Origin of the sequence: Nodosilinea sp. FACHB-141 (assembly GCF_014696135.1) — a bacterium.
In the GTDB taxonomy this organism is placed as follows: domain Bacteria; phylum Cyanobacteriota; class Cyanobacteriia; order Phormidesmidales; family Phormidesmidaceae; genus Nodosilinea.
The window spans coordinates 35,106-62,058 of sequence record NZ_JACJPP010000017.1 but is presented as its reverse complement, the minus strand read 5'-3'; the positions used below and the strand labels follow the sequence as shown (position 1 = coordinate 62,058).

At 57.0% G+C, this 26,953-nt stretch carries 16 protein-coding genes; 8 read left to right on the top strand and 8 right to left on the bottom strand.

The annotated features are described in order from the left end of the window. The first annotated feature begins 4 nt into the window (after positions 1 to 4). The 3 genes from H6F59_RS18165 to H6F59_RS18155 all read left to right on the top strand — a co-directional run bounded on the left by H6F59_RS18165 (position 5) and on the right by H6F59_RS18155 (position 7,888). The gene (locus H6F59_RS18165; RefSeq protein WP_190703337.1) at positions 5 to 1,378 is read left to right on the top strand and encodes an AAA family ATPase; all 1,374 of its coding nucleotides are present in this window, start codon (positions 5 to 7) and stop codon (positions 1,376 to 1,378) included. Continuing rightward, a complete protein-coding gene (locus tag H6F59_RS18160) occupies positions 1,371 to 6,932 on the top strand; it encodes a WD40 repeat domain-containing protein (protein WP_190703335.1) in 5,562 nt (1,853 codons plus the stop codon). Before H6F59_RS18165 ends, H6F59_RS18160 begins: the two co-directional genes overlap by 8 nt. A 599-nt stretch (positions 6,933 to 7,531) precedes the next feature. Next, positions 7,532 to 7,888 carry a hypothetical protein gene (locus tag H6F59_RS18155; RefSeq protein ID WP_190703330.1) on the top strand — a complete coding sequence of 119 codons (357 nt, stop codon included), beginning with the start codon at positions 7,532 to 7,534 and terminating at the stop codon, positions 7,886 to 7,888. Positions 7,889 to 8,469: 581 nt separating this feature from the next. Here the strand turns inward: H6F59_RS18155 and uvrA are convergent. Beyond that, a complete protein-coding gene (gene uvrA, locus H6F59_RS18145; protein WP_190703326.1) occupies positions 8,470 to 11,550 on the bottom strand; it encodes an excinuclease ABC subunit UvrA in 3,081 nt (1,026 codons plus the stop codon). Positions 11,551 to 12,648: 1,098 nt separating this feature from the next. Between uvrA and H6F59_RS18140 the strand changes: the two genes are divergently transcribed. Beyond that, positions 12,649 to 13,773 carry a DUF563 domain-containing protein gene (locus H6F59_RS18140; RefSeq protein WP_190703323.1) on the top strand — a complete coding sequence of 375 codons (1,125 nt, stop codon included), beginning with the start codon at positions 12,649 to 12,651 and terminating at the stop codon, positions 13,771 to 13,773. Between the two features lie 131 nt (positions 13,774 to 13,904). Here H6F59_RS18140 and H6F59_RS18135 read toward each other — a convergent pair whose 3' ends face one another. Beyond that, positions 13,905 to 15,437: an AAA family ATPase gene (locus H6F59_RS18135; RefSeq protein WP_190703320.1), complete on the bottom strand. Its 1,533-nt coding sequence runs from the start codon at positions 15,435 to 15,437 to the stop codon at positions 13,905 to 13,907. 134 nt (positions 15,438 to 15,571) lie between these two features. Then, the gene (locus tag H6F59_RS18130) at positions 15,572 to 16,426 is read right to left on the bottom strand and encodes a DUF1361 domain-containing protein (protein ID WP_190703317.1); all 855 of its coding nucleotides are present in this window, start codon (positions 16,424 to 16,426) and stop codon (positions 15,572 to 15,574) included. 171 nt (positions 16,427 to 16,597) lie between these two features. Here H6F59_RS18130 and H6F59_RS18125 point away from each other — a divergent pair, with 171 nt between their 5' ends. The 4 genes from H6F59_RS18125 (at position 16,598) to fni (ending at position 20,621) form a co-directional block, all read left to right on the top strand. After that, complete coding sequence (locus H6F59_RS18125; protein WP_190703314.1) at positions 16,598 to 18,073, top strand: S10 family peptidase; 1,476 nt, start codon at positions 16,598 to 16,600, stop codon at positions 18,071 to 18,073. A 313-nt stretch (positions 18,074 to 18,386) separates the two neighbouring features. Continuing rightward, entirely contained in the window at positions 18,387 to 18,797 is a 411-nt protein-coding gene (locus H6F59_RS18120) for a tellurite resistance TerB family protein (RefSeq protein ID WP_190522397.1), read from the top strand. 146 nt (positions 18,798 to 18,943) lie between these two features. Continuing rightward, positions 18,944 to 19,489 carry a bifunctional pyr operon transcriptional regulator/uracil phosphoribosyltransferase PyrR gene (pyrR, locus tag H6F59_RS18115; RefSeq protein ID WP_190522398.1) on the top strand — a complete coding sequence of 182 codons (546 nt, stop codon included), beginning with the start codon at positions 18,944 to 18,946 and terminating at the stop codon, positions 19,487 to 19,489. A gap of 88 nt (positions 19,490 to 19,577) precedes the next feature. Next, a complete protein-coding gene (gene fni, locus H6F59_RS18110) occupies positions 19,578 to 20,621 on the top strand; it encodes a type 2 isopentenyl-diphosphate Delta-isomerase (RefSeq protein ID WP_190703310.1) in 1,044 nt (347 codons plus the stop codon). A 115-nt stretch (positions 20,622 to 20,736) separates the two neighbouring features. Here fni and H6F59_RS18105 read toward each other — a convergent pair whose 3' ends face one another. From H6F59_RS18105 to H6F59_RS18085, 5 genes are all read right to left on the bottom strand, one after another. Next, entirely contained in the window at positions 20,737 to 22,230 is a 1,494-nt protein-coding gene (locus tag H6F59_RS18105) for a mannitol dehydrogenase family protein (RefSeq protein ID WP_190703305.1), read from the bottom strand. Continuing rightward, complete coding sequence (locus H6F59_RS18100; protein WP_190703302.1) at positions 22,184 to 23,386, bottom strand: ABC transporter ATP-binding protein; 1,203 nt, start codon at positions 23,384 to 23,386, stop codon at positions 22,184 to 22,186. Before H6F59_RS18100 ends, H6F59_RS18105 begins: the two co-directional genes overlap by 47 nt. 105 nt (positions 23,387 to 23,491) lie before the next feature. Beyond that, positions 23,492 to 24,313, bottom strand: coding sequence for a carbohydrate ABC transporter permease (locus tag H6F59_RS18095; protein ID WP_190703299.1), 822 nt, complete (start codon positions 24,311 to 24,313; stop codon positions 23,492 to 23,494). 1 nt (position 24,314) lies between these two features. Then, on the bottom strand, positions 24,315 to 25,232 hold the full coding sequence (locus H6F59_RS18090) for a carbohydrate ABC transporter permease (protein ID WP_190703296.1): 918 nt from the start codon (positions 25,230 to 25,232) through the stop codon (positions 24,315 to 24,317). 225 nt (positions 25,233 to 25,457) lie between these two features. Next, on the bottom strand, positions 25,458 to 26,807 hold the full coding sequence (locus H6F59_RS18085) for a sugar ABC transporter substrate-binding protein (protein ID WP_190703292.1): 1,350 nt from the start codon (positions 26,805 to 26,807) through the stop codon (positions 25,458 to 25,460). Positions 26,808 to 26,953 lie beyond the last annotated feature (146 nt).

The following is a 26,953-nucleotide window of genomic DNA, read 5'->3' as shown; positions in this document are numbered from 1 at the left end:
AACCATGGCATTTGATGCAGGGCGGTTTTTTCGGGCCTGTAACCCTAGCAAAACCCTAAACCTCACCTCTTCCGCCGATAAGCAGTACTATATCGACTTCTCAGCGGTGCGAGGCAGCGATCTGGTGCAAGAGCTGAAGCGCACCATTACCCTGTCTGGAGAAGAGCCCACCTGCCAGTTGTTTACCGGCCACATTGGCTGTGGCAAATCGACCGAGCTTTCTCGTCTACAGGGCGATCTAGAGGCCGCGGGCTACCATGTGGTCTACTTTGAGTCGACCGACGACTTAGACATGGGGGATGTGGATATCAGCGATATTTTGCTGGCGATCGCCAAGCAGGTCAGCAAAAGCCTAGAGGATGCCAAGCTGCGTCTAACTCCCAGCCGCTTTCAACAGCTAATTAAGAGCACCGCCGACCTGCTCAACTCTGAGGTCACAGGGCTAAAGGTTAAAGGGCCTGAAATTGGCGGTATCAAGGTCGGTGGTGACCTGGGTATCAGCGCTGCGGATGGCACCTATTCGCTCTCCCTCGGCATTGGCGAAATTACCACCAAGGCCAAAGATAGCAAAGACGTGCGCGCCCTCCTGCGCCAGCATCTAGAGCCGCGCATCAAGACCATTCTCGACATCATCAATGGCGAGCTAATTGACGCGGCCAACCGGCAGCTGATCGACCAGGGCAAGGCTGGGCTGGTGGTGATTGTCGATAACCTCGATCGCATCGACAACAAGCCCCGCGTGCAGGACCGCCGCCAACCCGAGTACTTATTTGTGGATCGGGGCGACCAGCTCAAGCAGTTGCGCTGCCATGTGATCTACACCATCCCTCTGGTGCTGTCGTTTTCTAACGAAAAAGAGAACCTGACCAATCGGTTTGGGGCTAGCCCCCAGGTGTTGCCCATGGTGCGCACCCAAAACCGCGACGGCAGCGCTTGCGAAGCGGGGCTGGAGGCTCTGCGCCAGATGATTTTGGCCCGCGCCTTTCCGGAGGTGCCTGATGACCAGCGCCTGGATCAGCTGGGGCAAATCTTTGACTCGCCTGAAACCCTCGATCGCCTGTGTTTGGCCAGCGGTGGCCACGTGCGGAATTTGCTGGTGCTGGTCAACGATTGCCTCAAGAAGGCCGACCCGCCCCTCACCCAGGCTCTGCTCGGTCAGGTGATTAGTCTGCGGCTGAGCGATCTCACTAAGGCGATCGAGGTCGAAGAATGGGGCCTGCTGCGGGAGGTGCATCGCACAAAGGCGGTGCGGGGCGAAGGCGAGTATCAAGCTCTGCTGCGCAGTTTGTTTGTGTTTGAATATCGGGATGCGGGGCAAACCTGGTTTGACCTCAACCCCGCGCTACTGGCCGCTAAGGAACTCACGCCCGATGCCTGACGTTTCGCCCTCTGAGATCGATCGCCACAACCAGCAAGCGCTGGAGGAGCTTTGCCGCCTGCTGCGCTTTTCTCAGGGTGAGTTTGAGCTGATTTTGGCGGTGTGCAACTCGACCCAGCAGCGGCAGGGGTTGGTAAATCAGCTGCGACAGCAGTGCAGTGTTTCCTTTGCCGAAATCACCCTCGACCCGAGCACCACAACTCTCTTCACCACCATTCGCAGCCAGATTGGTAACCCGTTTCCCAATGCCCTAATGGTCTATGGGCTGGACGGGGTGCACGACCTGCAGCAGTTGCTCACCGCTACCAACCAAATTCGCGAGGAGTTTCGCCAGTTTCCGTTTCCGCTGGTGCTGTGGCTCACCGACGACGGCCTCAAGCAGTTGATTCGTACGGCCCCAGATTTTTACACTTGGGCCAACTCGGTTACCTTTGCCACGCCGCCCGAGTTTTTTCTTGCCTTTTTAGATCAGCTGATTGCCGACGTGGGGCGGCAGGTGGTGGACTCGCGGGAAAACCGCTTTCTTAGCAACCAAGAGCTGGGCCTCACCCCCGGCTCGGCCCGCTGCCGTGAGCTAGAGGCCAGCCTGGAGGTGCTGACGGCGCAGGGTATTGCCCTTAGCCCAGAGCAGTTGGCGGGGTTGGCTTTTGTGCAGGGCCGCATTGCCGACAACAACACCCCAGAGGCCCGCGAGCACTACGAACACAGCCTGGCTCAGTGGCAAGCCCTGGTTGACCAAAATCCCAGCGCTGCCACAATTGCCCAATGGCAAGAGAAAATTGGCCACGGGCAGTTTTACCTGGGCCTGTGGTGGCGCAACTACTCGGTGCGCCACCGCCGCGAGTTTGAACCGGCCTATCAGCAGGCGTGCCGCTACTTCGAGCAGGCCGTACAAACCTTTGACCAGGCCCAGCGGCTAGAGCTAATGGCTCGCTACATTAACTACTGGGCCGAAGCCTTGCACTGCCTGGAAGCGTGGGAAGCTTTGGAGACGGTTGCAGCCACGGCGCGGTTACTGCACCAGGCCCAAGCCAACCCAGTTCGCCAGGCCCGGGCCGAGGGCTTTTTGGCGGAAGTTGACTTGGCCAACGAGAACTATATCGCAGCCCAGCGCCAGGCCGAAGCTGCCCTGGCGTTAATTCAGCCGTTTGCCGACAGCGATGCCGAAGCCTCGGTGTCGGATCGCGATTTCTACGCTTGGGTGAGTAGTTTTCATCGCAGTTGGTATGTGTTTTCGCTGGGCAAAGCTCAGATGGGGCAAGGGCAGGTGGATGCGGCGGTGCAAACGCTGGAGCAGGTGCAACGCATTACCCAGCCGGAGTATGACCCGCGGCTCTACAGCCAAACGCTGGAGTATCTGCGCCGAGGGTATTTTGAGCAGGGCCACTATCTGCAAGCCTTTGAGACGCGGCGAGAAAAAGAGGCGATCGAGAGTCGGTTTAACTTTCGCGCGTTTGTGGGGGCGGGGCGGCTACAGCCCAAGCAGCAGATTACTAACCCGGCGCTGCCCACGGGCGACCACGGCCCCGACTTGATTATGGCCTCGGGCCGCAGGCAGGATGTGAGCCGGTTGGTCACCCGGCTAGAGCAGGATGAATTTGTGCTCACCGTTGTCTATGGGCCATCGGGGGTGGGCAAAAGCTCGCTGATTGAGGCGGGGCTGGTGCCGACTCTGGAGCAGCAGCGGTTTGGGGGGCGGCAGGTGGTGCCGGTGCGGCTGCGGAGCTATGGCAACTGGGTGGAAGAGGTGCTGGGCGCTATGCCAAGGCCAGCTGCTCTAGCCGAATCTGCGGGGGAGAATGCCGCTGACCTAGAGACTCTGTTATTGAATCTGTTGCGCCAGCAGACTCAGGTTAATCGGGTCATCGTGCTTATTTTTGACCAGTTTGAGGAGTTCTTTTTTGCCTGCGATCAGCCAGCGGAGCGTCTGCGCTTTTATAACTTTTTGGGCGACTGTTTGGCGATGCCGTATATCAAGGTGGTGCTGTCGCTGCGCGAAGACTATACCCACTACCTGCTAGAGTGCAACCGCCTGACGGACCTGGCGATTATTGACAACAACATTCTCGATAAAAAGTGGATCTATTATCTGGGCAACTTTAGCCCTGACGATGCTAAGGGGGTGATTGACGACCTGACCCAGCCCACGCCCTATGCCCCGGCCCCCGACCTGGTGGAGCGGGTGGTGTCCGACCTGGCGGCTGAGGCGGGGGAGGTGCGCCCGATTGAGCTGCAAATTGTGGGGTCTCAGCTGCAAGCGGAGGGGATTGCGACGCTGGCGGACTATCAGGGGTGGCCCCATAGTAGGGCGAGCATTAAAGCGGCTCTGGTGCAGCAGTACCTGAACGATGTGGTGCGAGACTGCGGTCCGATGGCCCACCAGAAATTGGCAAACCTGGTGCTGTATTTGCTGACTGATGAGAGAGGCACCCGCCCCTTGAAAACACAGACCGAGCTGCTGAATGACCTACATACCTTTACCAACCACACTGAGGTAGATGCCGAAGCCTTTGGGTTGGTGCTGCAAATTCTGACTCAATCGGGACTGGTGGTGCAGGTGCCTAATGCCCCTGACGACCGCTACCAGCTGGTGCACGACTACCTGGCGGCGTTTTTGCGCTCGTCGCAGCAGCCGTTGATGGCTCAGCTGATCCAAGAGCGGCAGATGCGGGTCGAGGCAGAGCAACAACGGTTTGAAGAACAGCGTAAGCGGATCGAGGCAGAGCAGCAAAAACTCAGGCAAACTCGCCTAGCGGCCATCGGTTTAGGGTCACTGGCAGCCGTATCAACTGGAGTTGGAGTCTTTGCCTGGGTACAACAGCAGCAGGCACTGACGGGCAAAATTAATGCTCAAACATTAGCCGACAGCTTAGCCATGGAAACCTATTTAGAAGCAGGTTTGGAAGAAGCTGCCGTAACTCAAGCCATGCTCACAGGGCAAGCTTTGCAAAGTGATAATGCAACTCGTCTAGAGCCTCATACCCGCTTTCGAGCTATATCGTCTATTCGAGAAGTAATGTATGGGGTTAATGAGCGCGAACGCTTAATTGGCCACAGTGATAGTGTCAGGAGTGTGGTCTTTAGCCCCAACGGCGAGACCATTGCTACCGCTAGTGATGATCAGAGCGTCAAGTTATGGAACCGGCAAGGGGAGGAGTTGCAAACCCTCAAAGGCCACAGCGATCGTGTCAGGAGTGTAGCCTTTAGCCCCGACGGTGAGACTATTGCCACCGCTAGCGATGATCAGAGCGTCAAGTTATGGAACCAGCAGGGGGAGGAGTTACAAACCCTTAAAGGCCATAGCGATAGTGTTTTGAGTGTGGTCTTTAGCCCCGACGGCGAGACCATTGCTACCGCTAGTGATGATCGGAGCATCAAGTTATGGAACCAGCAGGGGGAGGAGCTACAGACCCTCAAAGGCCACAGCGCCGGTGTCTGGAGTGTGGTCTTTAGCCCCGACGGCGAGACCATTGCTACCGCTAGTGATGATCAGAGCGTCAAGTTATGGAACCGGCAAGGGGAGGAGCTACAGACCCTCAAAGGCCACAGCAACTGGGTCTTGAGTGTAGCCTTTAGCCCTGACGGCGAGACCATTGCTACCGCCAGTGCTGACCAGAGCGTCAAGTTATGGAACCGGCAAGGGGAGGAGTTACAGACCCTCAAAGGCCACAGCGCTAGGATCTCGAGTGTAGTTTTTAGCCCCGACGGCGAGACTATTGCCACCGCCAGTGATGATCAGAGCGTCAAGTTATGGAACCGGCAAGGGGAGGAGTTACAGACCCTCAAAGGCCACAGCAATTGGGTCAGGAGTGTGGCCTTTAGCCCTGACGGCGAGACCATTGCTACCGCTAGCGATGATCAGAGCGTCAAGTTATGGAACCGGCAAGGGGAGGAGCTACAGACCCTCAAAGGCCACAGCGATTGGGTCAGGAGTGTGGCCTTTAGCCCCGACGGCGAGACTATCGCCACCGCCAGTAATGACCAGAACATCAAGTTATGGAACCGACAAGGGGAAGAGTTGCAAACCCTCAAAGGCCATAGCGATAGTGTTTTGAGTGTGGTCTTTAGCCCCGACGGTGAGACTATTGCCACCGCTAGCGATGATCAGAGTGTCAAGTTATGGAACCGGCAAGGGGAAGAGTTACAGACCCTCAAAGGCCACAGCGATTGGGTCAGGAGTGTGGCCTTTAGCCCTGACGGCGAGACCATTGCTACCGCTGGCGATGATCAGAGCGTCAAGTTATGGAACCGACAAGGGGAAGAGTTGCAAACACTCAAAGGCCACAGTGCTGGTGTTTGGAGTGTAGCCTTTAGCCCCGACGGCGAGACTATCGCCACCGCCAGTGCTGACCAGAGCGTCAAGTTATGGAACCGGCAAGGGGAGGAGTTACAGACCATCAAAGGTCACAGCAACTGGGTCTTGAGTGTAGCCTTTAGCCCCGACGGCGAGACTATCGCCACCGCCAGTGCTGACCAGAGCGTCAAGTTATGGAACCGGCAAGGGGAGGAGTTACAGACCCTCAAAGGCCATAGCGCTGGTATTTGGAGTGTAGCCTTTAGCCCCGACGGCGAGACTATCGCCACCGCCAGTGCTGACCAGAGCGTCAAGTTATGGAACCGGCAAGGGGAGGAGTTACAGACCCTCAAAGGCCACAGCGACAGTGTCTTGAGTGTAGCCTTTAGCCCCGACGGCGAGACTATCGCCACCGCCAGTGCTGACCAGAGCGTCAAGTTATGGAACTTTCAGTTAGCAGATTTAGCCGCTAAAGGTTGTAACTGGTTGGACACTTACTTTACAAAGCAATCTCCAGAGTTACTAATAAAATTACCAATATGCCAAGAACGTGACTCCTCGTTACCGGTGGCGGCAGCACCCATGCTAGTTACCCAGGGTGAAAAGCTGGCCCGCGACGGTAACCTTAAACAGGCTAGAGAACTATTTCAGCAAGCGGTCGATTGGGACAGCAGTCTTGCCATTGACCCAAGGACTAAAGCTCAAATTGTCGCTCAGGCTCAAACCTTTGTTGACGAGGCAGAGGAACTCGCCCGGGCAGGAAAAATTTCTGAAGTGACCGCTAAGTTAGCCTCGGCTAAGTTGCTGGATTCTACCCTAGGCTTTGAACCTGAAACCTACGCCGAAGAACTAGCGGTACAGGGGTATTTAGCTAAGGGTAATCAACTTGTTAATGACGGCAACTTGGCAGCAGCCGTAGCAGCCTACCGCCAAGCTGATGCCCTGAAGCTAAAAAATAGTATCTCAGCCGATGATTGGAATAGCCTCTGCTGGGATGGCAGCATTTACAACCAAGCAGAAGCAGTCATGTACGCTTGTGACAAAGCCGTCGCTCTGTCCCCCAACAATGGCGACATCGTCGACAGTCGCGGCTTGGCTCGAGCCCTGACCGGCAACACTCAGGGGGCCATCACCGATTTTCAAGCCTTCATTGAATGGACAGCTGACGAAGAAGCTAAAGCTCAGCGCCAGGAGTGGGTCAATGCTTTAGAGAGAGGCGAAAACCCTTTTACCCCTGAAGTGCTTGAATCCCTCCGGTAGAGGCATACTGCCAAGGATAAGATCATCGTCCCAATGCTAGCGCGTCGAGACGTGTCCCACAAAACCAACAGCGTGCTCCCAAACCTCTAGCTGTTCCTTTGCAACGGCCTCTAGCTCCTTTGCACCAGCCTTCCATTACTCTGCAACGGCCCCCTGTTTCTTTGCACGGGCCTGCCGCTACTCTGTAACAGCCTGCCGCTACTCTGTACCAACCTTCTGTTTCTTTGTACAGGCCTCTCGTCACTCTGCAACGGCCCCTTGTTCCTTTGCACCAGCCTCTCGTTTCTTTGTACTGGCCTGCCGTTACTCTGTATCGGCCTCCCGTTACTTAGCACCACCACACCCAAAGCCTCCTCTCAAACGGCAGCGATCGCCCTCAGGGGTGACACCCTCCGTACTGCCACCAACCCATCAAACCGCCCTTGCCGCCAGCCTTTGCGCCTGCCCCATCGACGAAAAGTCACTCCCTTTACACAACCCTGCTCAACCGGGGCCAAAACAACACAGACTATCCAACCCAAATCCGCGAAAACCCTAGTCTCGCTGGCTTACAGCGATCGCTACAGTCAAAGAGTAATTTCAATAGGGTCATCTAACCTATGCCGCGCCAAAAACGCACCTCCAAGTACCTCACCCTGGCCGAAAAACGGAATGCGGGTGCTCAGTCGATTGAAAGAGACCTTGACCTGGGCAACGGCATCACCACCACCGCCTACACCCGAGCGATCGAAGATTTGCGCCAAAAGCTCCACGACTACAACGAATTCCTCTCTCTGCTTGACCAGGCTGGCAACGCCGTTCAAGACGCTGAGCAAGTTGTCCGCGACTTTTCGGAACGCATTTTGCTAGGGGTCGCTACCCGCTACGGCAAAGACAGCAACGAATACGAAATGGCTGGCGGCATTCGCAAGAGCGATCGCAAGCGCCCCACCCGCAAACCCAAGCTGGCGGCGTAACGCCAAAACGGTGGCTTTCTCCCTTTGGGAGACGCAAAGCGAACGACTCCGCTCAGCCACCATTTTCTAAAATTCAACACAAAAGCAAGGGTGAGAGAAGTTAACCTTCTCTCACCCTTGCTCGTTATTCAGCGGGCCAGCATCACAGATGACGACTGTCGCTGTATTAGTCATTCCCGCGCAGTCCCCATTCCACATCCTGGCGGATGGAATCTTCTGTAAGATCCTCCCGATGCGAGTCCAGGAAACGACGCAGTGCACTGAGCATGATGTCGTCCATGCTGCTAAACCAGCCCGCATCGATCAACCTTTGGGCTTAAGCCATTAAGCTGGTGGGTACCTCAGTCTGCATGGCAGTCGTCGGCAGAAAATTCATGGGCTAATCGCTTTGATTTAGCCACATCCTAACCTCGGTAGATCGCAAATTCCCTGCTAGCCCTCACCCTAAATCCCTCTCCCAAACTGGGAGAGGGACTTTGAAAGGTTTTCCGGCTCCCCTCTCCTCCCTGGGAGAGGGGCTGGGGGTGAGGGCTAGATCTTGGCAGGAGGAATTGTCTTCGATCTACTGAGCCTCTGATAGCTCATCCAGCCGATGCCGCTTTATCCACGGCGGGATGCTGCTCTAGCACCTTGGCCAGGTAGTTGCCCGTGTAGGAACCAGCCACCTTAGCCACCACCTCGGGGGTGCCGACCGCAATTAGCTCACCGCCGCGATCGCCCCCCTCCGGCCCCAGGTCCACAATCCAGTCGGCGCAGCGAATCACATCCAGGTTGTGCTCGATCATCAGCACCGAGTTGCCCTTATCCACCAGGCGCTGCACCACATCCAGTAGCTTGTGCACGTCGTAGAACGACAGGCCCGTGGTCGGTTCGTCGATCAAATACAGGGTTTTGCCCGTCGAACGGCGAGCCAGCTCCGAGGCCAGCTTCATCCGCTGGGCCTCTCCACCGGAGAGGGTGGGGGCCGTCTGCCCCAGGCGAATGTAGCCCAAACCCACATCTACCATCGTTTGCAGGCGGCTGGCGGCTTGAGGAATATTCTCGAAGAAACCTAGAGCCTCTTCGGCGGTCATATTCAGCACGTCAGAAATGTTTTTGCCCTTGTAAGTGACTTGCAGGGTGTCGCGGTTGTAGCGCGCCCCCTTGCAGACCTCGCACTGTACATACACATCGGGCAGAAAATTCATCTCAATCACGTTCACCCCCTGACCGCCGCAGGCCTCGCAGCGCCCGCCCTTGACGTTAAAGGAGAACTGCCCCGCTTTATAACCCCGTGCCTTGGCCTCAATCGTTTCGGTGAACAGGTTGCGAATCACGTCGAACACGCCGGTATAGGTGGCGGGGTTGGAGCGGGGCGTGCGCCCGATGGGCGACTGGTCGATGACGATCACCTTATCCAGCGCCTTGAGCCCGTCCAGCTTGTCCATATGCTTAGGGAAGGGCACCTTGCTGCCAAAGTGGTGCTGAAGGGCCGGGTAGAGCAACTCGTTTACCAGGGTCGATTTGCCCGAGCCCGAGACGCCAGTGATGCACACCAAGGCCCCCAGGGGCAGTTCGACATCCAGATGCTTGAGGTTGTTGCGGCGAACATTTTTCAGGGTAAGCGATCGCCCATTCCCCGGTCGCCGCTCTGGTGGGGTGGGAATCGACATCCGACCTGACAGATAGGCCCCCGTGAGGGAATCCTTCGCGGTCATCAGGGTTTTGAGATCGCCCTCGGCCACGATCGCCCCGCCGTGCACTCCCGCCCCAGGGCCAATATCAACTAAATAATCGGCGGCTCTGATCGTGTCTTCGTCGTGCTCCACGACAATGAGCGTGTTGCCCAAATCGCGCAGGCGGTGCAGGGTATTGAGCAGGCGATCGTTGTCGCGCTGGTGTAGGCCAATGCTGGGCTCATCCAGCACGTAGAGCACGCCGGTGAGGCCCGAGCCAATTTGGGTGGCTAGGCGAATGCGCTGGGCCTCGCCCCCCGACAGGGTCATGGCGGTGCGGTGCAGGGTTAGGTAGTCTAAACCCACATCCATCATGAACTGGAGCCGGGCGCGAATCTCGCGCAGCACCAGGGCCCCAATCTGGAGCTGCCGGGCCGAGAGCTTGGGGGCCTCGCCCTCTTCGCCCACCAGGTTGCGAATGCGGCTGAGGCATTCGCGAATAGAGACGTTGGTGAGATCGCTAATAGAGTGGGGGCCAATCCGCACCGCGTTCGACTCGGGCTTGAGGCGGGTGCCGTGGCAGACCTCGCAGGGCTGGTCAATCAGGTATTTTTCGAGCTTTTGCTTGTGTAGCTCAGAGGTGGCGTCTTTATACTGCCGGTCGAGAATGGGCAGCACCCCCTCATACTGGCGCTGATAGCCCTTGCGCTCGCGGTAGCGCGAGTCTGACTCGATGTAGATTTTTTCGTCGCTGCCGTGGAGCACGATGTGCTGCTGCTCGGGGGTGAGCTGATCCCACCGGCTCTGGATCTCAAAGCCAAAGGCCTGACCGACGCTGTAGAGCAACGAAAAGTAGTAGGTGTTGTCTTTCTCCGACCAGGGTGCGATCGCCGCGTAGACCGGCAGGGTAGGATCCGGTACCACCAGCTCCGCCGAGAAGGTCCGTAGACTGCCCAACCCGTGGCAGTGGGGGCAGGCCCCATAGGGCGAGTTAAACGAGAATAGCCGGGGCGATAGCTCTTCCATCACTGCGCCGTGCTCGGGGCAGGCGAAGTTTTCGGAGAACACCAACTCCTTGGGCTGGCCGTAGCTGCCTTCGGCCTCGGCCGCCTGGGGCAGGCGATCGGTTAGAGATACCACATTGCTGCCCGGCTCCGGGTTGGCGGTCTCCTGGGGCTTCTCCGCCAGAATGTCGATCACCGCGATCCCCTCCGATCGCTTCAGGCAGGTGCGCAGCGAATCGGCTAGGCGGTCTTGCAGGTCCTCCTTCTTCACCAGGCGATCGACCACCACCTCAATGTTGTGGCTGTAGTTCTTGTCGAGTTCAATGTTATCGGTCAGTTCGCGCAGCTCGCCGTTGACCCGCACCCGCACAAACCCTTCGGAGGCCAGGCTAGAGAGCAGCTTTTTGTGGGTGCCCTTTTTGCCCCGCACCACGGGGGCGAGAATTTGGAAGCGAGTGCGATCGGGCAGGGCCATGACCCGATCGATCATCTGGTCAATGGATTGCGGGGAGATGCTGCGATCGCAGTGGGGACAGTGGGGATCGCCCGCCCGCCCGTAGAGCAGACGCAGGTAGTCGTAGATTTCCGTCACCGTGCCCACGGTCGAGCGGGGGTTGTGGGAGGTCGATTTTTGGTCGATGGAGATGGCCGGGCTCAGCCCCTCGATCGCGTCCACATCGGGCTTATCCACCTGGCCCAAAAACTGGCGAGCGTAGGCGCTGAGGGACTCCACATAGCGACGCTGGCCTTCGGCAAAAATCGTGTCAAAGGCCAGGGACGACTTGCCTGAACCAGAAACCCCCGTAAACACAATCAGCTTGTTGCGGGGAATCTCTAGGTCCAGATTCTTTAGGTTGTGCTGCCGAGCTCCCCGAATGCGAATGACGTTGTCGTCAATGGCGGCGTGGTGGTGGGCGAGGCCGGTGTGCTGGTTGCCATTGGTGGACGCTCGGCCTTTGCTAGAGGCAGCGGTTTTCTTAGCGGAAGCGTCCGATTTGGGCATATCTGGGGGCTTATTGAAAACGCTTTATCAATTTAACGCTTTATCAATTTAACATTTATAAACACTTGTCAAGGTTGTCACCACGGGGGACGGGGCGCCAGCACTGGGCAGAGTTCCGTAGATGGATCAAGCCACGCTACAGGCTTGGCAGACGCTCTGCGCCCTTAATGTTGGCTGCCTGGCCACAACCCTTGAATTGTAGAAGTGGTGGGTGGCCTCTGTGTAGGCAAGCGCCTCCCAATGAGTCTGGCGGACAGTATAGGTGCAGTAGAGCATCGTATCGGTTGAGGAGATCGCCAGCCGCTTGGCTAAGGGACTAGCCCATAGTGGTGACAGTCCGACTGGTTCCGTTCAAAATAATCAATCCCAAAGGCGAGCATCAGAGCCCTAGGAGAAGGTACTAAAAATGCGGTATACAGCAGAGCACTTTGCTAGTCGATATTGACGTAAGCTGAAGCCCTACAATTTGGCACTATAAGGAAGCCCAACGCCGCCAACCGCTGAGGTTACTGTTAGAAGGGTGGGTAACCTTATGGTTAACATTCCCTTAAAGTTTGTTGCTCAATGGTGAAGGAACCATATAGCTAGGGTTTGTAGGCATTAATATGGAGGCGATCGCCAGTAAAAATTAATTTGGCCTGTCAACTTCACAGAGCACTGGTTAATTTCTGTTTCTTCAGCCCACTTTAAGTCCTGAAATCCTTCACCCTGACAGTGACATCTATAGGCTTCACTAATTTCGTTTCCGGATGTTAATCAGTAGAGAACTCAAGTTACTAAATCACCTATCAACTAATGAAAGCAAAGGCAATCGTTGCGGTTAACCGACTTGAGTTGTAGACTTGGCACAGCTCTAGTGCAGCACTCATATTTCTTGTTAGAGGCATGGGTGAGTGCATATGTAAAGACTCCTAAGCGGAGTCTAAACTGTCAAGATACAACTAAAGTTACAGACTATTTTATCAAAACTTTAGAGTATACAGTTCTGACGATTGTGGAATTGGCTGTAAAAACTTTTATGTCTAGTAGTCTTCGTGCTCTCAAGAGCGAAAGCCACCTTTTTTAATCTGTTAAGTTTTATTAGAAAGAGAGCCAGGTATGGGGTTGTCGTTTGTTGAAGTTCTGCCTGAGATAAAAATTCCTGCTTCAATGATTTTTTCTCATCCCACGGCACTAGGAGATACATTACGTCCTGCAATTGAAAGAATATTTCTGCCTGAGGAGTATTTACATCCTTTGCAGGTCAAAATAGACGTCAAAACTGGCCAGACCGGCCCTAGAAAACCAGGTTCTCAACGCTCTAAAATCTATAAGGCACTTTGCAAAGCTGTAAAGGGAACTCAAGTATTAGACTATCCAGAAAAATTTTTGTTTGATGGCCGGCAAGAGCTAGATACCAACATAGGGCATGTCATTGAAAACTTGGCGGCTCCGGCTCTGCTGGCAAAGCAAATGCTGAGTAAGCGTTTGGGTCAAGATGTAGATGTTCACGTGGTTCTTAGAGAACGAGCACCAAATCTGGCTCGCGAAGTCTTTGCGACATTGGGTATTCCGGTAATCTACACCGATGATAGTGTTTATGGCGAAGTGATCTCTATGTCAGTCGCTCGTCCTACTACAGCAGTTAGCACGGAAGCACCCCAGTTTTTCCCAATTATAAATCAGCACCTAGTTGCCGAGATTGATTCAAAGCTTTACAACCTTCATGCAGCCTTGTTTAATGAGGCTGAGTTTGCGGGCTGTGAGCCTTTAGGGGTAGAAAAAGTTTTTATCCCTCGCAGGGGGAATCGCTGTTTAATCAACAACGACGAAGTAGTCCAGTTTCTCGAAGGAAAGGGCTTTAAAACCTATTATTTCGAGGACTTAACCTGTGCTCAAAAATGGTCAATTACTCGCGATGTTAAGGTCGTGGTAGCTGTTCATGGTGCTGCCCTTAGCCATATGGCTTTTAATCGCTTGGGTTTGCAAAATCCTGAACTGCCCAATAGCGGAGTTAAAGTAGTCGAGCTTTACTCTCCGGGGTGGTCAAGTCGCTGGGCTCATCGCCGCCATATTAGTGGGTTGAATGGGCAGTGGTGTGGTGTTCGTGGTCAGGTTACCCCAGAGTTTTTAAAAACCATAGACTTCCCTAAACTGCCTAACGGCATTATTCGACCATCGCCAAATTCCTTTAAGATTGACTGTGCATCTCTTCAAATGGCGCTTGATTATTTAGATGCTTAACTACCAATCTTTGACAAATTTTCGCGGGTTAGGTTAGCTCTGTCACTGTTTTAGAGATTGGCTTGGCAGAACACGAATAACTTATCGGTGATCTGCCAACGGCCGTGAATCCAGATGGAGTGCGGAACTAGCTACCGTGCTGCTACAAACCTTTCCCGAGCCGTGGTTCGTAGCTGCTGGATATCCTCTCGACGAGTCACAGAGAGGGGAACCGTGCGTTTGATCTCTTCGATCAGCAGAGTGGTGTCGGCAGGTCGATTTTCGTAAAGGGCGCGGTAGTGGGCGGTGATGATGGCCTGCTCAATTTCGGCTCCGCTGAAGCCTTCGGTAGCAGTTACCAATTCGTTGAGATCAAAGTTTTCGATGCCCTGCTGCCGTCGCCCTAGGTGAATTTGCAGGATGGTGTGGCGTTCGTCGGCCTCGGGCAGGTCGACAAAGAAGATTTCGTCGAAGCGGCCCTTGCGCAGCAGTTCTGGCGGAATAGCTGAAAGGTCATTGGCGGTGGCTACTACAAAAATTTCTTGGGATTTTTCTTGCAGCCAGGTGAGGAAATAGCCGAATAGGCGACGGCTCAGGCCGCCATCGGATTCGCTGCTGGTTTGACCCATGCTCTTTTCGATCTCGTCGATCCACAGAATGCAGGGGGCCATGGTCTCGGCCATGGTGACGGCGCGGCGGAAGTTTTTGTCGGACTCGCCGATGTACTTGTCGTAGAGGCGGCCAGCGTCGAGCTTAAGGAGAGGGAGATTCCACTGGCGGGCGATGGTTTTGGCGGCCAGCGACTTGCCGCAGCCCTGAATGCCCACAATCAAAATGCCTTTGGGAGCGGGCAGGTTGTATTGACGAGCCTGGGGCGTGAAGCCCACTTTGGCGTAGGCGAGCCAGCGCTTGAGCCCCTCAAACCCACCTAGCTCGGCCAGGTTGGTTTCGGGTGGAAAGTAGTCCAATAGACCCTCTTCGTGAATCACTCGGGCCTTGCGCTCTAGTACCCACTTCACATCACCGACGTCGAGTTTGCCGTCATGCCGAGCTGCATAGGACACAACCTTTCGAGCTTGATGTAGGGTCATGCCCTGGAGAGCTGACACCAGGGCGCGAACATCATCCGGATTTAAATTAATTGTGACTTGACCTTGGAGGGTCTTCACTGTCTCGGAAATAGCTCTATAGAGTTCTTCGGGTTCGGGCAGCTTGATATCTAAATAGACGGCGTTCTGCGCAATGGTTGGTGGTAGAGCATAGCCGCTGCCGCTGAGCACCAGCGTTGAGCTGTTGAAAGAAAACTGTTGGGATACTTCTCGAAACTGACGGGCAACCACTGGATCTTTGAGGTGTTCAGCAAAGTCTTTGAGCCAAAAGACGGCCTTGAAGCTCATGTCTTGAATGTGGCGCAGCATGTCGAGGGGTTCATTGGTTTTGGGCAGGGCCTGGCCACGCTTGCTACCGGGGGGGGCATACTCATTTTGCCAGCGATGGTCGGGGCTATCGGGCGATCGCATCAACCCCTGGGCAACGCTCCACTCGAATACGGCCATCTGCATGTCAGCACAGGCGGCCCTGATCAGCCCCTGTACCCGTTCTTCTTCCACCGTGTCGATTACTATGACCGGGTGAAAAGAGGTCACCAGGTTTTGAAAGTGCTTGACACTGGTTTTAAAAGACATGACTGCCTAAAGTAACGCTAGGGCTAAGGTGCCCGCTTCTGCCTACAGTCGCTGCACGGCGGGTTTCGGAGTCTGAGGCGATTTGCGCAGCGTTCGGGCTCCGACTCGGAACGAGTATCCCTCCGGGAATCGCCCTAGTCGAGCGCATCTATGCCCTGGCGGGCGTAGCGAATGCGCAGCTTCAGCCCCAGGGTAATTTGTTTCATCACCCAGTAAAGGCTGGCCAAAATAACAAATGTGACGAAGATAACGGCCGCTGGTTGCTTTGAGGTCAGAGCATCGAGGGTATAGGCGATGACGCCAGTGGGGTCAGTGACCAGATCCCAGCTGTTAAAGCGCAGAAATCGGCCTAGGTAGATGCCCACCGCGCTGAGCGCGTGAATGGTTAGCTCGAGGGGCAAGATCATTGCCTTTGCCCCGTGCTGCTTGAGGTAGGCAGCCAGGTTGAGAATCGAGACGACGTAGGCTTCGAACCCCAGCAAAATGGCGGCCGCGTGCAGGGGAATGAACACCAGAGCCACAACCAAAATGCGAATCTGTCCCGAGCTGGTGCCTCGAATCAAATGAATAATATCGGTGAGGACATAAGGAGCATTGGGTAGAAAGATCAAGAACACTACCAGCCCCACCCACCACAGCCAGCCCTTGGGATCTTGCTTGGTCTTAAAAATTTTCAGACTGAGAAGACCGGCAAAGGCCGTAACCGCCAGTAGCCACAGCAGCTCAAACCAGGAGAACGGACTGGAGTTGTCTTGGAGTAGGTTGTAGAGTCCTTGCACAGCACGAGGGGTGCGAGGACCCAGCCCTAGCACGCCAATTATCCCCACCAGTACGCAGGCCGCCAAAAACCATCGGTTGGACAGGCTCTGGCGGCGAAACAAACTAAAGCTCAGCAGCAGCGGAATCGCCGCCAAAAACAAGTTCCACAAAATCCAGCCACTGTAGACGTTATCAAAGGCGCTGATAATGTTGGGCAGGAGCCATCTCATTGGGTCTCAACTCCTAAGGCAGATTTGGCTTAACCCAATTTAATCGCTAGCGAGTCAAGTGTCTGCTCTAGTGGAGGGGGATGCGATCGCATCCCCCTCCACTAGGCCTGCGCCTATTCTGAAGGCGACCGACCGCGCTATAACAAGTAGAGTCTTCACCCCCGCATCTCCATGCCAGATCACACCCAACGTCAGGGCAACACCTCCGAGCACATGCTGGGTGACCAGGCCTACACCGCTTCAGCCCAGTGGCAAACCCTCTACGAACACGACAAGCCCGTGGCGGAGCTGTTCCACGTGGCCTATACCGTTGCCGACCAAGACCCGGCTCAGCGGCCTATTACTTTTGTATTTAATGGCGGACCAGGGGCGGCATCGGCCTATCTGCATGTGGGGGCGCTAGGTCCGCGCCGGGTGGTGTTTAACTCCGACGGTAGCCTGCCGCGTCCGCCGGTAGAGGTGGCCGACAACAGCGAAAGCTGGCTGAGCTTCACCGACTTAGTCTTCATTGACCCCGTGGGCACGGGCTTTAGCCGGGTTTTGCCCAAGGACGACGCTAAAGGTGAGAAATCGGACGACAAGCCTGACGATAAAGGGGAAGACAAACCCGACGAAAAGGCCAAAAAATTCTGGACGGTCGATCGCGATCTCAACGCCCTGGGCGAGTTTATTCAGGGCTATCTCTCGGCTCACCATCGCTGGCTGTCGCCCGTATTTATTGCCGGGGAGAGCTACGGCGGCTTTCGGGTGGCAAAGCTTTGTCGCAAGCTTCAGCAAGACTATGGGGTTGGCCTGTGCGGGGCGATTCTGATTTCGCCGGTGATGGAGTTTATGCTGCTGGAGGGCAACGACTACAGCCTTAGCGGCTGGGCGACGGTGATTCCTTCGATGGCGGCCACGGCGGTGTATCACGGGCAGGTCGACACTACTGATAGCCCGGCTGCCCACGGGGCCAAGGCCGCTGACTTTGCCCGCAAGTCGCTGATTCCTTTGCTAGCCTTGGGCAGCACCGCCTCTGGCGAAGACCAGCAGCGGGTCTTTGGTCAGCTGGCCCATCTGATTGGCCTACCACCGGAGGTGGTGCAGCGCCACCGAGGCCGCATCGACATTGTGGTATTTGCCCGCGAGCTGCTGCGCCATCAGCAGCGCATTTTAGGTCTCTATGATGGCTCAGTCACCGCGATCGACCCCTTCCCCGATCGCTTGATGCATGAGGGCACCGACCCCACCCTAGAGGGCATCGATCGCCTGTTTACCGGAGCTATTAACAGCCACCTGCGCTCGACGTTGGGGGTGAACACCACTCTGACCTACAACCTGCTCAGCTTTGAGGTATTTAAAGCCTGGGAGTTTTTGCCTGAAAGTGAATACCGCCAAGGCTTTGTCGGCTCGGTGGATGATCTGCGGGTGGGCATGGCCCTCAACCCCTACCTCCAGGTCTACATTACCCACGGCATCTATGATCTAGTGACGCCCTACTTCTCGTCAGAGCACCTGAGGGATTTGATGAATCTCAACCCGGAGCTACAGCCAAACCTCACCCTGCGGCATTTTCAGGGAGGCCACATGTTTTATACCTGGGATGAGTCGCGGCAGCTTTGGTTTGAGGACATGCAGCGGTTTTACCACCAGGCGTCGGGTAAGTAGGGGCAAAAAAAACCGACAGTCCCTTGCGGGCTTGCCGGTTGGTTGTGTGTTCCCTGTAGATGACTCGGCTAAAGTTGAGTCAATTTCAGTATCCCTGGAAGGTTCCTGAAAACCTAGCGGATTTATCACGGCCAAAGGTGAGTTTGATCACAAAGTTCCGTATTTTGGCGGATGCCACGGAGAGGATTAGGGAGTCAGCGGCAAAGACGCCTCCCAAGTAAAGACTCCTCACAACAGGATTGCGCCGCATCGGCTTTAGGGCAAAAATAGGGGCACATAGGGCTCTGTGCCCAGAATACCAGGGAAAATCGCCATGACCGAGTCATCTATGGGCACCGCAGAGGCGCTGGCCAGCATTGCGCTAGTGGCGATCGCCGCCGACGGCTATTTGGCCGACCAGGAGGGTCAGGATATGACTATGCTGCTGTCGCGCATGGCGTTGTTTAGCAGCTACTCCAAAGATGCTGTGCACCACCTGTTTGATCTGTTGCTGACGCGCCTCAAGACCGAGGGGCCGGGGGCGATGGTTGATCAGGCCAAAGCTGTTTTGCCCCAAGATTTACGGGAGACGGCTTTTGCGGTTGCCACCGATCTGGTGCTGTCTGACCGCACCGTTACGCCCCAGGAGCAAGCATTCTTAGAAGACCTGTACCGAATTTTAGAGATTCCCAGCCCCCTAGCCCAGCAGATTGTGCAGGTGATGACGATCAAGAATCGGGGCTAGAAACGGCTGGACGGAATGGCGGGTGGCGATCGCTCCAGATAGATTTCTGGGGCTATTCTCAGGCACTTTTCCTAGGCCAGTTCCGTGGATGAGTTGCCCTGTAGGTCAGGTATAGTGAGGCTTTACAGCTGCCAGGAGGCCGGGGCATGAATACAAGCAGCAACGTGGTCAAGATTTTATCGGCGGAGGAAATGCGCCGCACGCTAAACCGGCTGGCGTCGGAAGTGGTGGAGCGGGGCGGCGATCTGAGCCGTCTGGTGCTGCTGGGCATTTATACCCGAGGCGTGCCCCTGGCCCATCTGCTGGCCCAGCAAATTCAGCGGTTGGAGGGGGTAGAGCTGCCGGTGGGCGCGATCGACATCACCCTGTATCGCGATGACCTGGATAAAATCAGCACGCGCACCCCAGCCCGCACCGAGATCCCCTTCGACATCAGCGATCGCGTCGTCGTGCTGGTAGACGATGTGATCTTTAGCGGCCGCACCATTCGTGCTGCTCTCAACGCGGTGATTGACTATGGCCGGCCCAGCGCCATTCGCTTGGCAGTGTTGATTGACCGGGGCCACCGGGAGCTGCCCGTGCGCCCTGACTTTGTCGGTAAAACCCTGCCGACGGCAAAGGATGAGTCGGTGAAGGTGTTTTTGCAGGATACGGACGGGCGAGATGGGGTGGAGCTGTTGAAGCGGGCTTAGGGGATAGGGTGTTACGTCTGGTGTGCGATCGCGCCAAAAGCGCCCCGATTTTTCCTAGGATAGGGAGCGTTGATTTTGCGAAACCCCTGTGACTCTACTGCCTGTCGCCCATGAGACCCAGACCCGCAAGGCCGACCACCTGCGCATTTGCCTAGAGGGGCCGGTGCAGTGTGCCCAGGTAACCACAGGGCTAGAGCGCTATCGGTTTACCCACTGCTGTCTACCGGAACTCGACTACCAAGACATCGACCTGAGCACGGTGTTTCTGGGGCACCGACTGGGAGCACCGCTGCTAATTTCGTCGATGACTGGGGGCACCGAGGCGGCGCACGAGATTAACCGGCGACTGGCGGCAGTGGCCCAGCGCTACGGGCTGGCCATGGGGGTCGGCTCTCAACGGGTCGGGGTCGAAAATCCTGACGTGATGGATACGTTTGCAGTGCGATCGCAGGCTCCCGACATTCTGCTGCTGGCGAATCTGGGGGCAGTGCAGCTCAACTATGGTTACGGTCTCGACCACTGCCGCCGTGTGGTAGATAAGCTGGCGGCTGACGCGCTGATCTTGCACCTTAACCCCCTGCAGGAGGCGGTGCAGACCGGCGGCGATACCAACTTTAAGGGTCTGCTAGGCAAGATTGAGCAGCTCTGCGCGGTGTTGCCGGTGCCGGTGATTGCCAAGGAGGTCGGCAACGGCATTTCGGCCCCCATGGTGCAGCGGCTAGTGGAGGCCGGGGTCGCAGCCGTGGATGTGGCCGGAGCCGGGGGCACATCCTGGGCTAGGGTAGAAAGTGAGCGGGCGATCGATACCCACCAGCGGCGGCTGGGGCAGACCTTTGGGGAATGGGGTTTGCCCACGGCAGACTGCATTGTGCAAGCGCGGCGGGTGGCTCCGACCCTGCCGCTGATTGCTTCCGGAGGATTGCGCCACGGGCTGGATGTGGCAAAAACCTTGGCCTTGGGAGCCGATTTGGCAGGGCTAGCGATGCCGTTTTTGCAGGCGGCGAGTGAGTCAGAGGAGGCCGTGGCAGCCCTGGCGGAAGTGCTGGTGGCCGAGATTAGGACAGTACTATTCTGCACCGGGCAAGAAAGTTTGGCTGGGCTCCGCCAGGTGGGCGTGTTAGAGCGAGACTAGGCCAGATTCGTCGGTTGTACTGCAAACGTCCATTGGGTTGGGCCAAATTCGACGTAGGGGCATTGCATTGCAATGCCCCTATCGGAAGGTTTTTACTCTATTTAGCTGTAATGACCTAGAGCAGCTTAGCCAGGGTAGCTTCGGTACCTAATTCATGGAGCTGGTGCAGGTACTGGGTCACCGCCTCCACGAATCGTGACGACTGGGAGAGGTCGCCAAACACCTCTGTCAAATTCAGCAGCGGCATGGGGTCAGTGCCGCCCAACTTCGCCCGTTCCGTCAGCGTATCCGCCATCGGGTCGTCGATCGGCATGTCGTGGCCTTGATCGTCTTTGCCGTTGAGGTAGCGGAACCAGGCAGCGATGGTGAGACTGAGATAGTCGATCGCGCCATTCTGCTCTAGCTTGTCGCGCAAGGAACCGAGCGCCCATTTAGGAATCTTGGCCGAGCTGTTGAGACAGAGCCGGGGCAGCTGGTCGCGAATTTTCGGGTTCGAGAACCGTTCCACCAGAGTCTGCTTGTATTGAGTGACGTCGATACCGGGGACGGGGTGCAGGGTTGGGGTGACTTCATCCATCAGATGCTCGACCGCCTGGCGAATCTGGGCGTCGGCCATGGCTTCGTGAACGTAGCTATAGCCCTTGAGCGAGCCGAGATAGCCAATCAGCTGGTGGCTGGTATTGAGCAGCCGGATCTTCATCATCTCGTAGGGGTGCACGTCGTCGGTCATCTGCACGCCGACGCTCTCCCAGTCGGGGCGTCCGGCACTGAAGCGATCTTCGACCACCCACTGCAAGAAGGGCTCGGCCACCACGGGCCAGGCGTCGTCAATGTCGAACTGGTCGGCCACCATTTGCAGGTCGTTGGGGGCGGTGGCGGGGGTAATGCGATCGACCATGCAGTTGGGGAAGGCGACGTTCTCTCTAATCCATCCGCCCAGGTCGGGGGTTTGCAGATCGGCAAAGGTGGTCAACATTCTGCCCACCATGTCGCCGTTGCCCTGAATGTTGTCGCAGGAGAGCACGGTAAAGGGCGCGATGCCCCGCTGCTGCCGCCGGGCCAGGGCGGCGGTGAGAAAGCCGTAGACCCCCTGGGGCTGGTCAGGGTTTTGCAGGTCGTGCTGAATCGTGGGATGGTTAGCGTCGAACTCGCCCGTGCCCTCGACGACGTAGTAGCCGCCTTCGGTGATGGTCAGGGTGACGATGCGGCACTGGGGGTCGGCCAGGGTTTCGATCACGGCCTCGCGGTTGGCGGGGGCGAACAGGTATTGGGTGATCGAGCCGATGACGCGGGCGTCGTCACCGGCTGGCGATCGCTCCACCAGGGTATACAAACAATCCTGGGACTCCAGAGCATCGCGCATTTTCTGGTCAAACTCCAGCAGGCCGACGCCGCAGATGGCCCAGTCGCTGCCAGGGTTTTGCTCCAGGTAGTTGTCTAGATAGAGCGCCTGGTGGGCGCGGTGAAAGCCGCCGACGCCGATGTGGACGATGCCGGGGGTGACGGCGCTGCGATCGTACCGGGGCACGCGCACCCGGTCGCTTAGCTGGCCGAGCGATCGCTCATTCAGCTTGACGAGGGACTTCGTGGTGTTGGATGGGCTGTTCATAGGTCTGCTCTCGCGGGGCTTCAGTTTGTAGCGGGACTTCGGGATGGCGGGTGAGGCTGAGGGGATGGCGCTCGGCTTTGGGAATCGCCTGGCCTTCGCCATCAAACAGGTGGCATAGGTGACCATCGATAGTGACGGGGACGCGATCGCGCACCTTGGCTCGGCTGTTGCCGTCGGTCTGCACGATAAAGGTGTCGCCGCCAGCGACCTTGACGTAGAGGTAGGTTTCGCCGCCCAGACGCTCGACCACCAAGACTTCGCCCATCAGCGTGGGGTTGCTGGCATCGATCCGCAGGTGCTCGGGGCGAATGCCCAGGGTGGCGCGATCGCCTGCCATCAAGGTTCTTGGCTGCACCGGAATGGTGATGGTGGCATCGCCCGGCAGGCGCACGGTGGTGCCAGAGTCTTGCACACCGGTGGTCTGTACCGCCAAAAAGTTCATCTTGGGCGAGCCAATGAACCCGGCCACAAACAGGTTGCGGGGATGGTGGTACAGCTCTAGGGGCGAACCGACCTGCTCAACGATGCCGCCCTGGAGCACCACAATCTTGTCGGCCAGGGTCATAGCTTCAATTTGGTCGTGGGTGACGTAGATCATGGTGGATTGCAGGCTTTCATGCAGCCCTGCCAGCTCGATACGCATCTGCACCCGCAAAGATGCATCCAGGTTCGACAGCGGCTCGTCAAAGAGGAATACCTTGGGGTTGCGCACTAGGGCTCGACCGATCGCGACCCGCTGCCGCTGCCCTCCCGAGAGCTTGCCCGGCTTGCGATCGAGCAATGGCTCCAGCTGCAAGATCCGCGCCACATCCCGTGCCCGCTCCATGCGCCGCTCCTTAGAAACCCCGGCTAGGCGCAGGCTAAAGGCCATATTCTCGGCCACGGTCATGTGGGGGTACAGGGCGTAGGTTTGGAACACCATCGCCAGCCCCCGCTGGTCGGGCGGCACATCGTTCATGCGCTCGCCATCCACCAGCAAATCGCCCGAGGTGATGTCTTCTAGACCAGCAATCATGCGCAGCAGGGTCGATTTGCCGCAGCCGGAGGGGCCGACAAAGACGACAAATTCTTGGTCATGAATGTCGAGATTGACGCCTTTGATAACTTCGTTATCGACGTAGGTTTTATGGATATCTCGTAACGTGACGGTTGACATGGGTGGCTCACCTTATTGATGGGAGAAAAGACAATTTCTGTAGAGTGGAATGTTCTTGAATGAAGGCTGGTGGGCAGTGCCCACCCTACGGCTTTCAAACAATTTCTACTTGACGGCCCCAAAGGTGAGACCTCGCACCAGCTGCCGCTGGCTGACCCAGCCAAAGATCAGAATGGGGGCGATCGCCATGCTAGAAGCCGCCGATAGCTTTGCCCAAAACAAACCCTGGGGGCTCGAAAATGACGCAATAAACGCCGTCAATGGAGCCGCATCAAAGGTGGTCAAATTGAGGCTCCAGAAGGCTTCATTCCACGACAAAATAATCGAGAGCAGGGCGGTGGAGAAGATTCCTGGTAGGGCTAGGGGCAGCAACACATGCACCAGTTCCTGATAGGTGGATGCGCCATCCATGCGATCGGCCTCGAGAATTTCCTTCGGTACTTCCTTGAAGAAGCTGTAGATCATCCACACCACAATTGGCAGGTTAATTAAGGTGTAAATAATGATCAGGCCGATGCGGGTATCCAGCAGCCCCGTCTCCCGTGCCAAAATGTAGATCGGCACCAGCACGCCCACGGCGGGCAGCATTTTGGTCGAGAGCATCCACAGCAGCGTGCCCTTGGTACGCTTAGTGGGGAAAAACGACATGGCGTAGGCCGCCGGAATCGCCAGCAGCAGCGACAGAATCGTCGCCCCTAGGGAGATCACCACGCTGTTCCAGGCGAAGGTGAAGTAAGAGGCGCGGGTCTGCACCGCCACGTAGTTCTCCAGGGTGGGCCGAAAGAACAGCTGGGGCGGCGTGGCGACCGCCGCCACCTCGGTCTTAAAGCTGGTGATAAACATCCAGAAAATCGGGAAGAACAGCAGGCAGGCCACTAGCCAGCCCAGCAGGGGAATCCACCAGCGGTGAGATTGCTTAGTTGCCATATCAAGAGTCCAAATTACGAGCAACACTGCGCATTAAGAAAATCGCCACGATGTTGGCCAGCACGACGGCAATCAAACCGCCCGCCGAGGCTCCACCGACGTCGAATTCCAGCAGCGCTTTGAGGTAGATGTAGTAGGCCAGGTTGGTGGTGGCCAAGCCAGGACCGCCCCCGGTGGTAACGAAAATTTCGGCAAAGATGGTGAGGAAGAAAATCGTCTCGATCATGGCGACCACGGCGATCGCTCGATTGAGGTGGGGCAGCACCACAAAGCGGAATAGCTGCATTGCGCTAGCGCCATCCATGCGAGCCGCTTCCATCTGATCGGTGTCGAGAGACTGAATTGCCGTCAGCAAAATCAGCAGGGAAAAGGGCAGCCACTGCCAGGCCACGATGATGATGATCGCCAGCAGCGGGAAGTCGGCAAACCAGTCGATCGCCCCCAGGCCGAGCCCCCGCGTGATCTGGGCAAACAGCCCGTTCACCGGGTGCATCAGCATGTTTTTCCAGATCAGGGCGCTGACCGTGGGCATGACAAAAAATGGTGAAATCGCCAGCACCCGCGCCACGCCGCGACCGGGAAACTCCTGGTTAAACAGCACCGCCAGCACGGTGCCGAGGCCAATGGTAATCGCCAGCACCGACACCACCAGCACCATCGTGATGCCGATCGAAATCCACAGGGTGGGGTCGGTGAGAATGTAGGCAAAGTTGGCAAAGCCAACAAACTCGCGCTCGTCAGGAATCAGCAGGTTGTAGCGCTGGAAGGCAAACCAGATGGCCATCGCCAGCGGCACCACCATCCAGAGCACCAGCAGAATCACCGACGGTGCGACCAGCAGCCGGGCGGGAATTGAGCGGTGCGATCGCGCCCGCGCGGGCGGCGGCGAGTGGGTAGGGGTTGCGATAGATGAGGTCATGGGGGGAAGGGGGTGGATGAGTAGGGGGTGGATGAGTGGGAGGGTAGGCGGGTGGGAGAGTGAAAGGGTGGATGAGTGGGGGGTGTTGGTGTTGGTGTTGGGTATCAGGTGTCAGATTTTGGGGTTTAGGTGTCAGGTACATGGAAAACCCATCCACCCGTCTACCCGCCTACCCATCTACCCATCTACCTATCCACCCGCCTACCCATCCACCTGCCCACTCGCCTACTCGATATAACCCGTGTGTCGCATAAACCGCTCGGCGACGGTCTGCGACTGCGCGATCGCCTGATCGACCGAGACCTGGTTGGTCAGGGCGGAGGCCATGCGTTGGCCGACCTGGGTGCCGATCGCCTGAAATTCAGGAATATCCACGTACTGCACGCCCTTGTAGGGGGTCGGCAGTGGGGAAGGGTTGGTGATATCGGCTGACTGGATGGAGGTCAGCACGGTGGCGGCGAAGGGAGCGGCGGCTTGGTAGTCAGGGTTTTCGTAGGTGGAGGTGCGGGTGCCCGGTGGAACTGAGACCCAGCCGTACTCATCCGCAACCAGCTGGACGTACTCCTTGGAGGTGGCCCAGGCGACGAAGCGCTCGGCGGCCTCGGGCGACTGGGATGTGGCCGGAATCGCTAGCGCCCAAGACCACAGCCAGTTAGAGCCGTTGGGGTAAGACTCGACTGGGGCGCGGGCAAAGCCGAGGCGATCGGCCACCTGCGACTGCTCAGGGTTCGAGAGCAGCCCGGCAGCGACGGTGGCATCGATCCACATGCCGCACTTGCCGGTGGAGAACAGGGCCAAGTTTTCGTTGAAGCCGTTGGAACTGGCTCCGGGCGGCCCGTACTGGTTCATCACATCAACGTAATAATTGACGGCGTTTTGCCACTCGGGGCTGTCGATGGTGGGCTGCCAGTCCATGTCGAACCAGCGGCCGCCGAAGGTGTTGACCAGGGTGGTGAGAAAGGCCATATTCTCGCCCCAGCCCGGCTTGCCCCGCAGGCAAATGCCGTAGACGCCGTTGGTTGGGTCGTGCACCTGGCTGGCCCACTCGCCCACCTGGGCATAGGTGGGGTTGGGGGGCACCGTAATGCCCGCCTTGTCAAACAGGTCGGTGCGGTAGTAAAGCATCGAGCTTTCGCCGTAGAAGGGCACCGCATAGAGGTTGTCTTCGTAGGAAAGCCCGGTGCGAATCGGGTCGATCAGGTCGTCAACGTCGTACTCGGCGGGCAGCCCGTCGAGCGATCGCAGCCAGCCCCGCCTGGCCCAGATTGGCGTTTCGTAGGACCCAATCGTCAATACATCGAACTGACCGCCCTGGCTGGCCACATCGGTGGTGGTGCGCTGGCGCAGAATGTTTTCCTCTAGCACCACCCAGCGCAGCTCGATATCGGGGTTGTCGGCTTCGAAATGGCTCGACAGGTCTTGCATCACCACCATGTCGCCGTTGTTGACGGTGGCGATGGTTAGACGAGTGCGGTCCCCGGCCTGGGGGCCTGCTGAACAGGCATTGACCAGCTGCACCAGCAGCAGGCCAATGAGGAATGCTGCCAGCATTCGGGCTCGGCGAAATAAGCGCATCGCACGGCTCCTCGAATTGCTAAAAAAATAAACTAAATTGAACTTATGCTCTAGTCATGGGCAAAAGCCCAATAATGGAATCATACTGATGTCGCTTCCCAGGGGCGAGGCGTTCAGTAGTATTCGCAACAATTCTTGATTGCAGT

Coding starts and splice junctions, on each gene's coding strand:
- H6F59_RS18165 (WP_190703337.1), top strand. CDS start 5: ATGGCATTTGATGCAGGGCGGTTTTTTCGGGCCTGTAACCCTAGCAAA.
- H6F59_RS18160 (WP_190703335.1), top strand. CDS start 1,371: ATGCCTGACGTTTCGCCCTCTGAGATCGATCGCCACAACCAGCAAGCG.
- H6F59_RS18155 (WP_190703330.1), top strand. CDS start 7,532: ATGCCGCGCCAAAAACGCACCTCCAAGTACCTCACCCTGGCCGAAAAA.
- uvrA (WP_190703326.1), bottom strand. CDS start 11,550: ATGCCCAAATCGGACGCTTCCGCTAAGAAAACCGCTGCCTCTAGCAAA.
- H6F59_RS18140 (WP_190703323.1), top strand. CDS start 12,649: ATGGGGTTGTCGTTTGTTGAAGTTCTGCCTGAGATAAAAATTCCTGCT.
- H6F59_RS18135 (WP_190703320.1), bottom strand. CDS start 15,437: ATGTCTTTTAAAACCAGTGTCAAGCACTTTCAAAACCTGGTGACCTCT.
- H6F59_RS18130 (WP_190703317.1), bottom strand. CDS start 16,426: ATGAGATGGCTCCTGCCCAACATTATCAGCGCCTTTGATAACGTCTAC.
- H6F59_RS18125 (WP_190703314.1), top strand. CDS start 16,598: ATGCCAGATCACACCCAACGTCAGGGCAACACCTCCGAGCACATGCTG.
- H6F59_RS18120 (WP_190522397.1), top strand. CDS start 18,387: ATGACCGAGTCATCTATGGGCACCGCAGAGGCGCTGGCCAGCATTGCG.
- pyrR (WP_190522398.1), top strand. CDS start 18,944: ATGAATACAAGCAGCAACGTGGTCAAGATTTTATCGGCGGAGGAAATG.
- H6F59_RS18105 (WP_190703305.1), bottom strand. CDS start 22,230: ATGAACAGCCCATCCAACACCACGAAGTCCCTCGTCAAGCTGAATGAG.
- H6F59_RS18100 (WP_190703302.1), bottom strand. CDS start 23,386: ATGTCAACCGTCACGTTACGAGATATCCATAAAACCTACGTCGATAAC.
- H6F59_RS18095 (WP_190703299.1), bottom strand. CDS start 24,313: ATGGCAACTAAGCAATCTCACCGCTGGTGGATTCCCCTGCTGGGCTGG.
- H6F59_RS18090 (WP_190703296.1), bottom strand. CDS start 25,232: ATGACCTCATCTATCGCAACCCCTACCCACTCGCCGCCGCCCGCGCGG.
- H6F59_RS18085 (WP_190703292.1), bottom strand. CDS start 26,807: ATGCGCTTATTTCGCCGAGCCCGAATGCTGGCAGCATTCCTCATTGGC.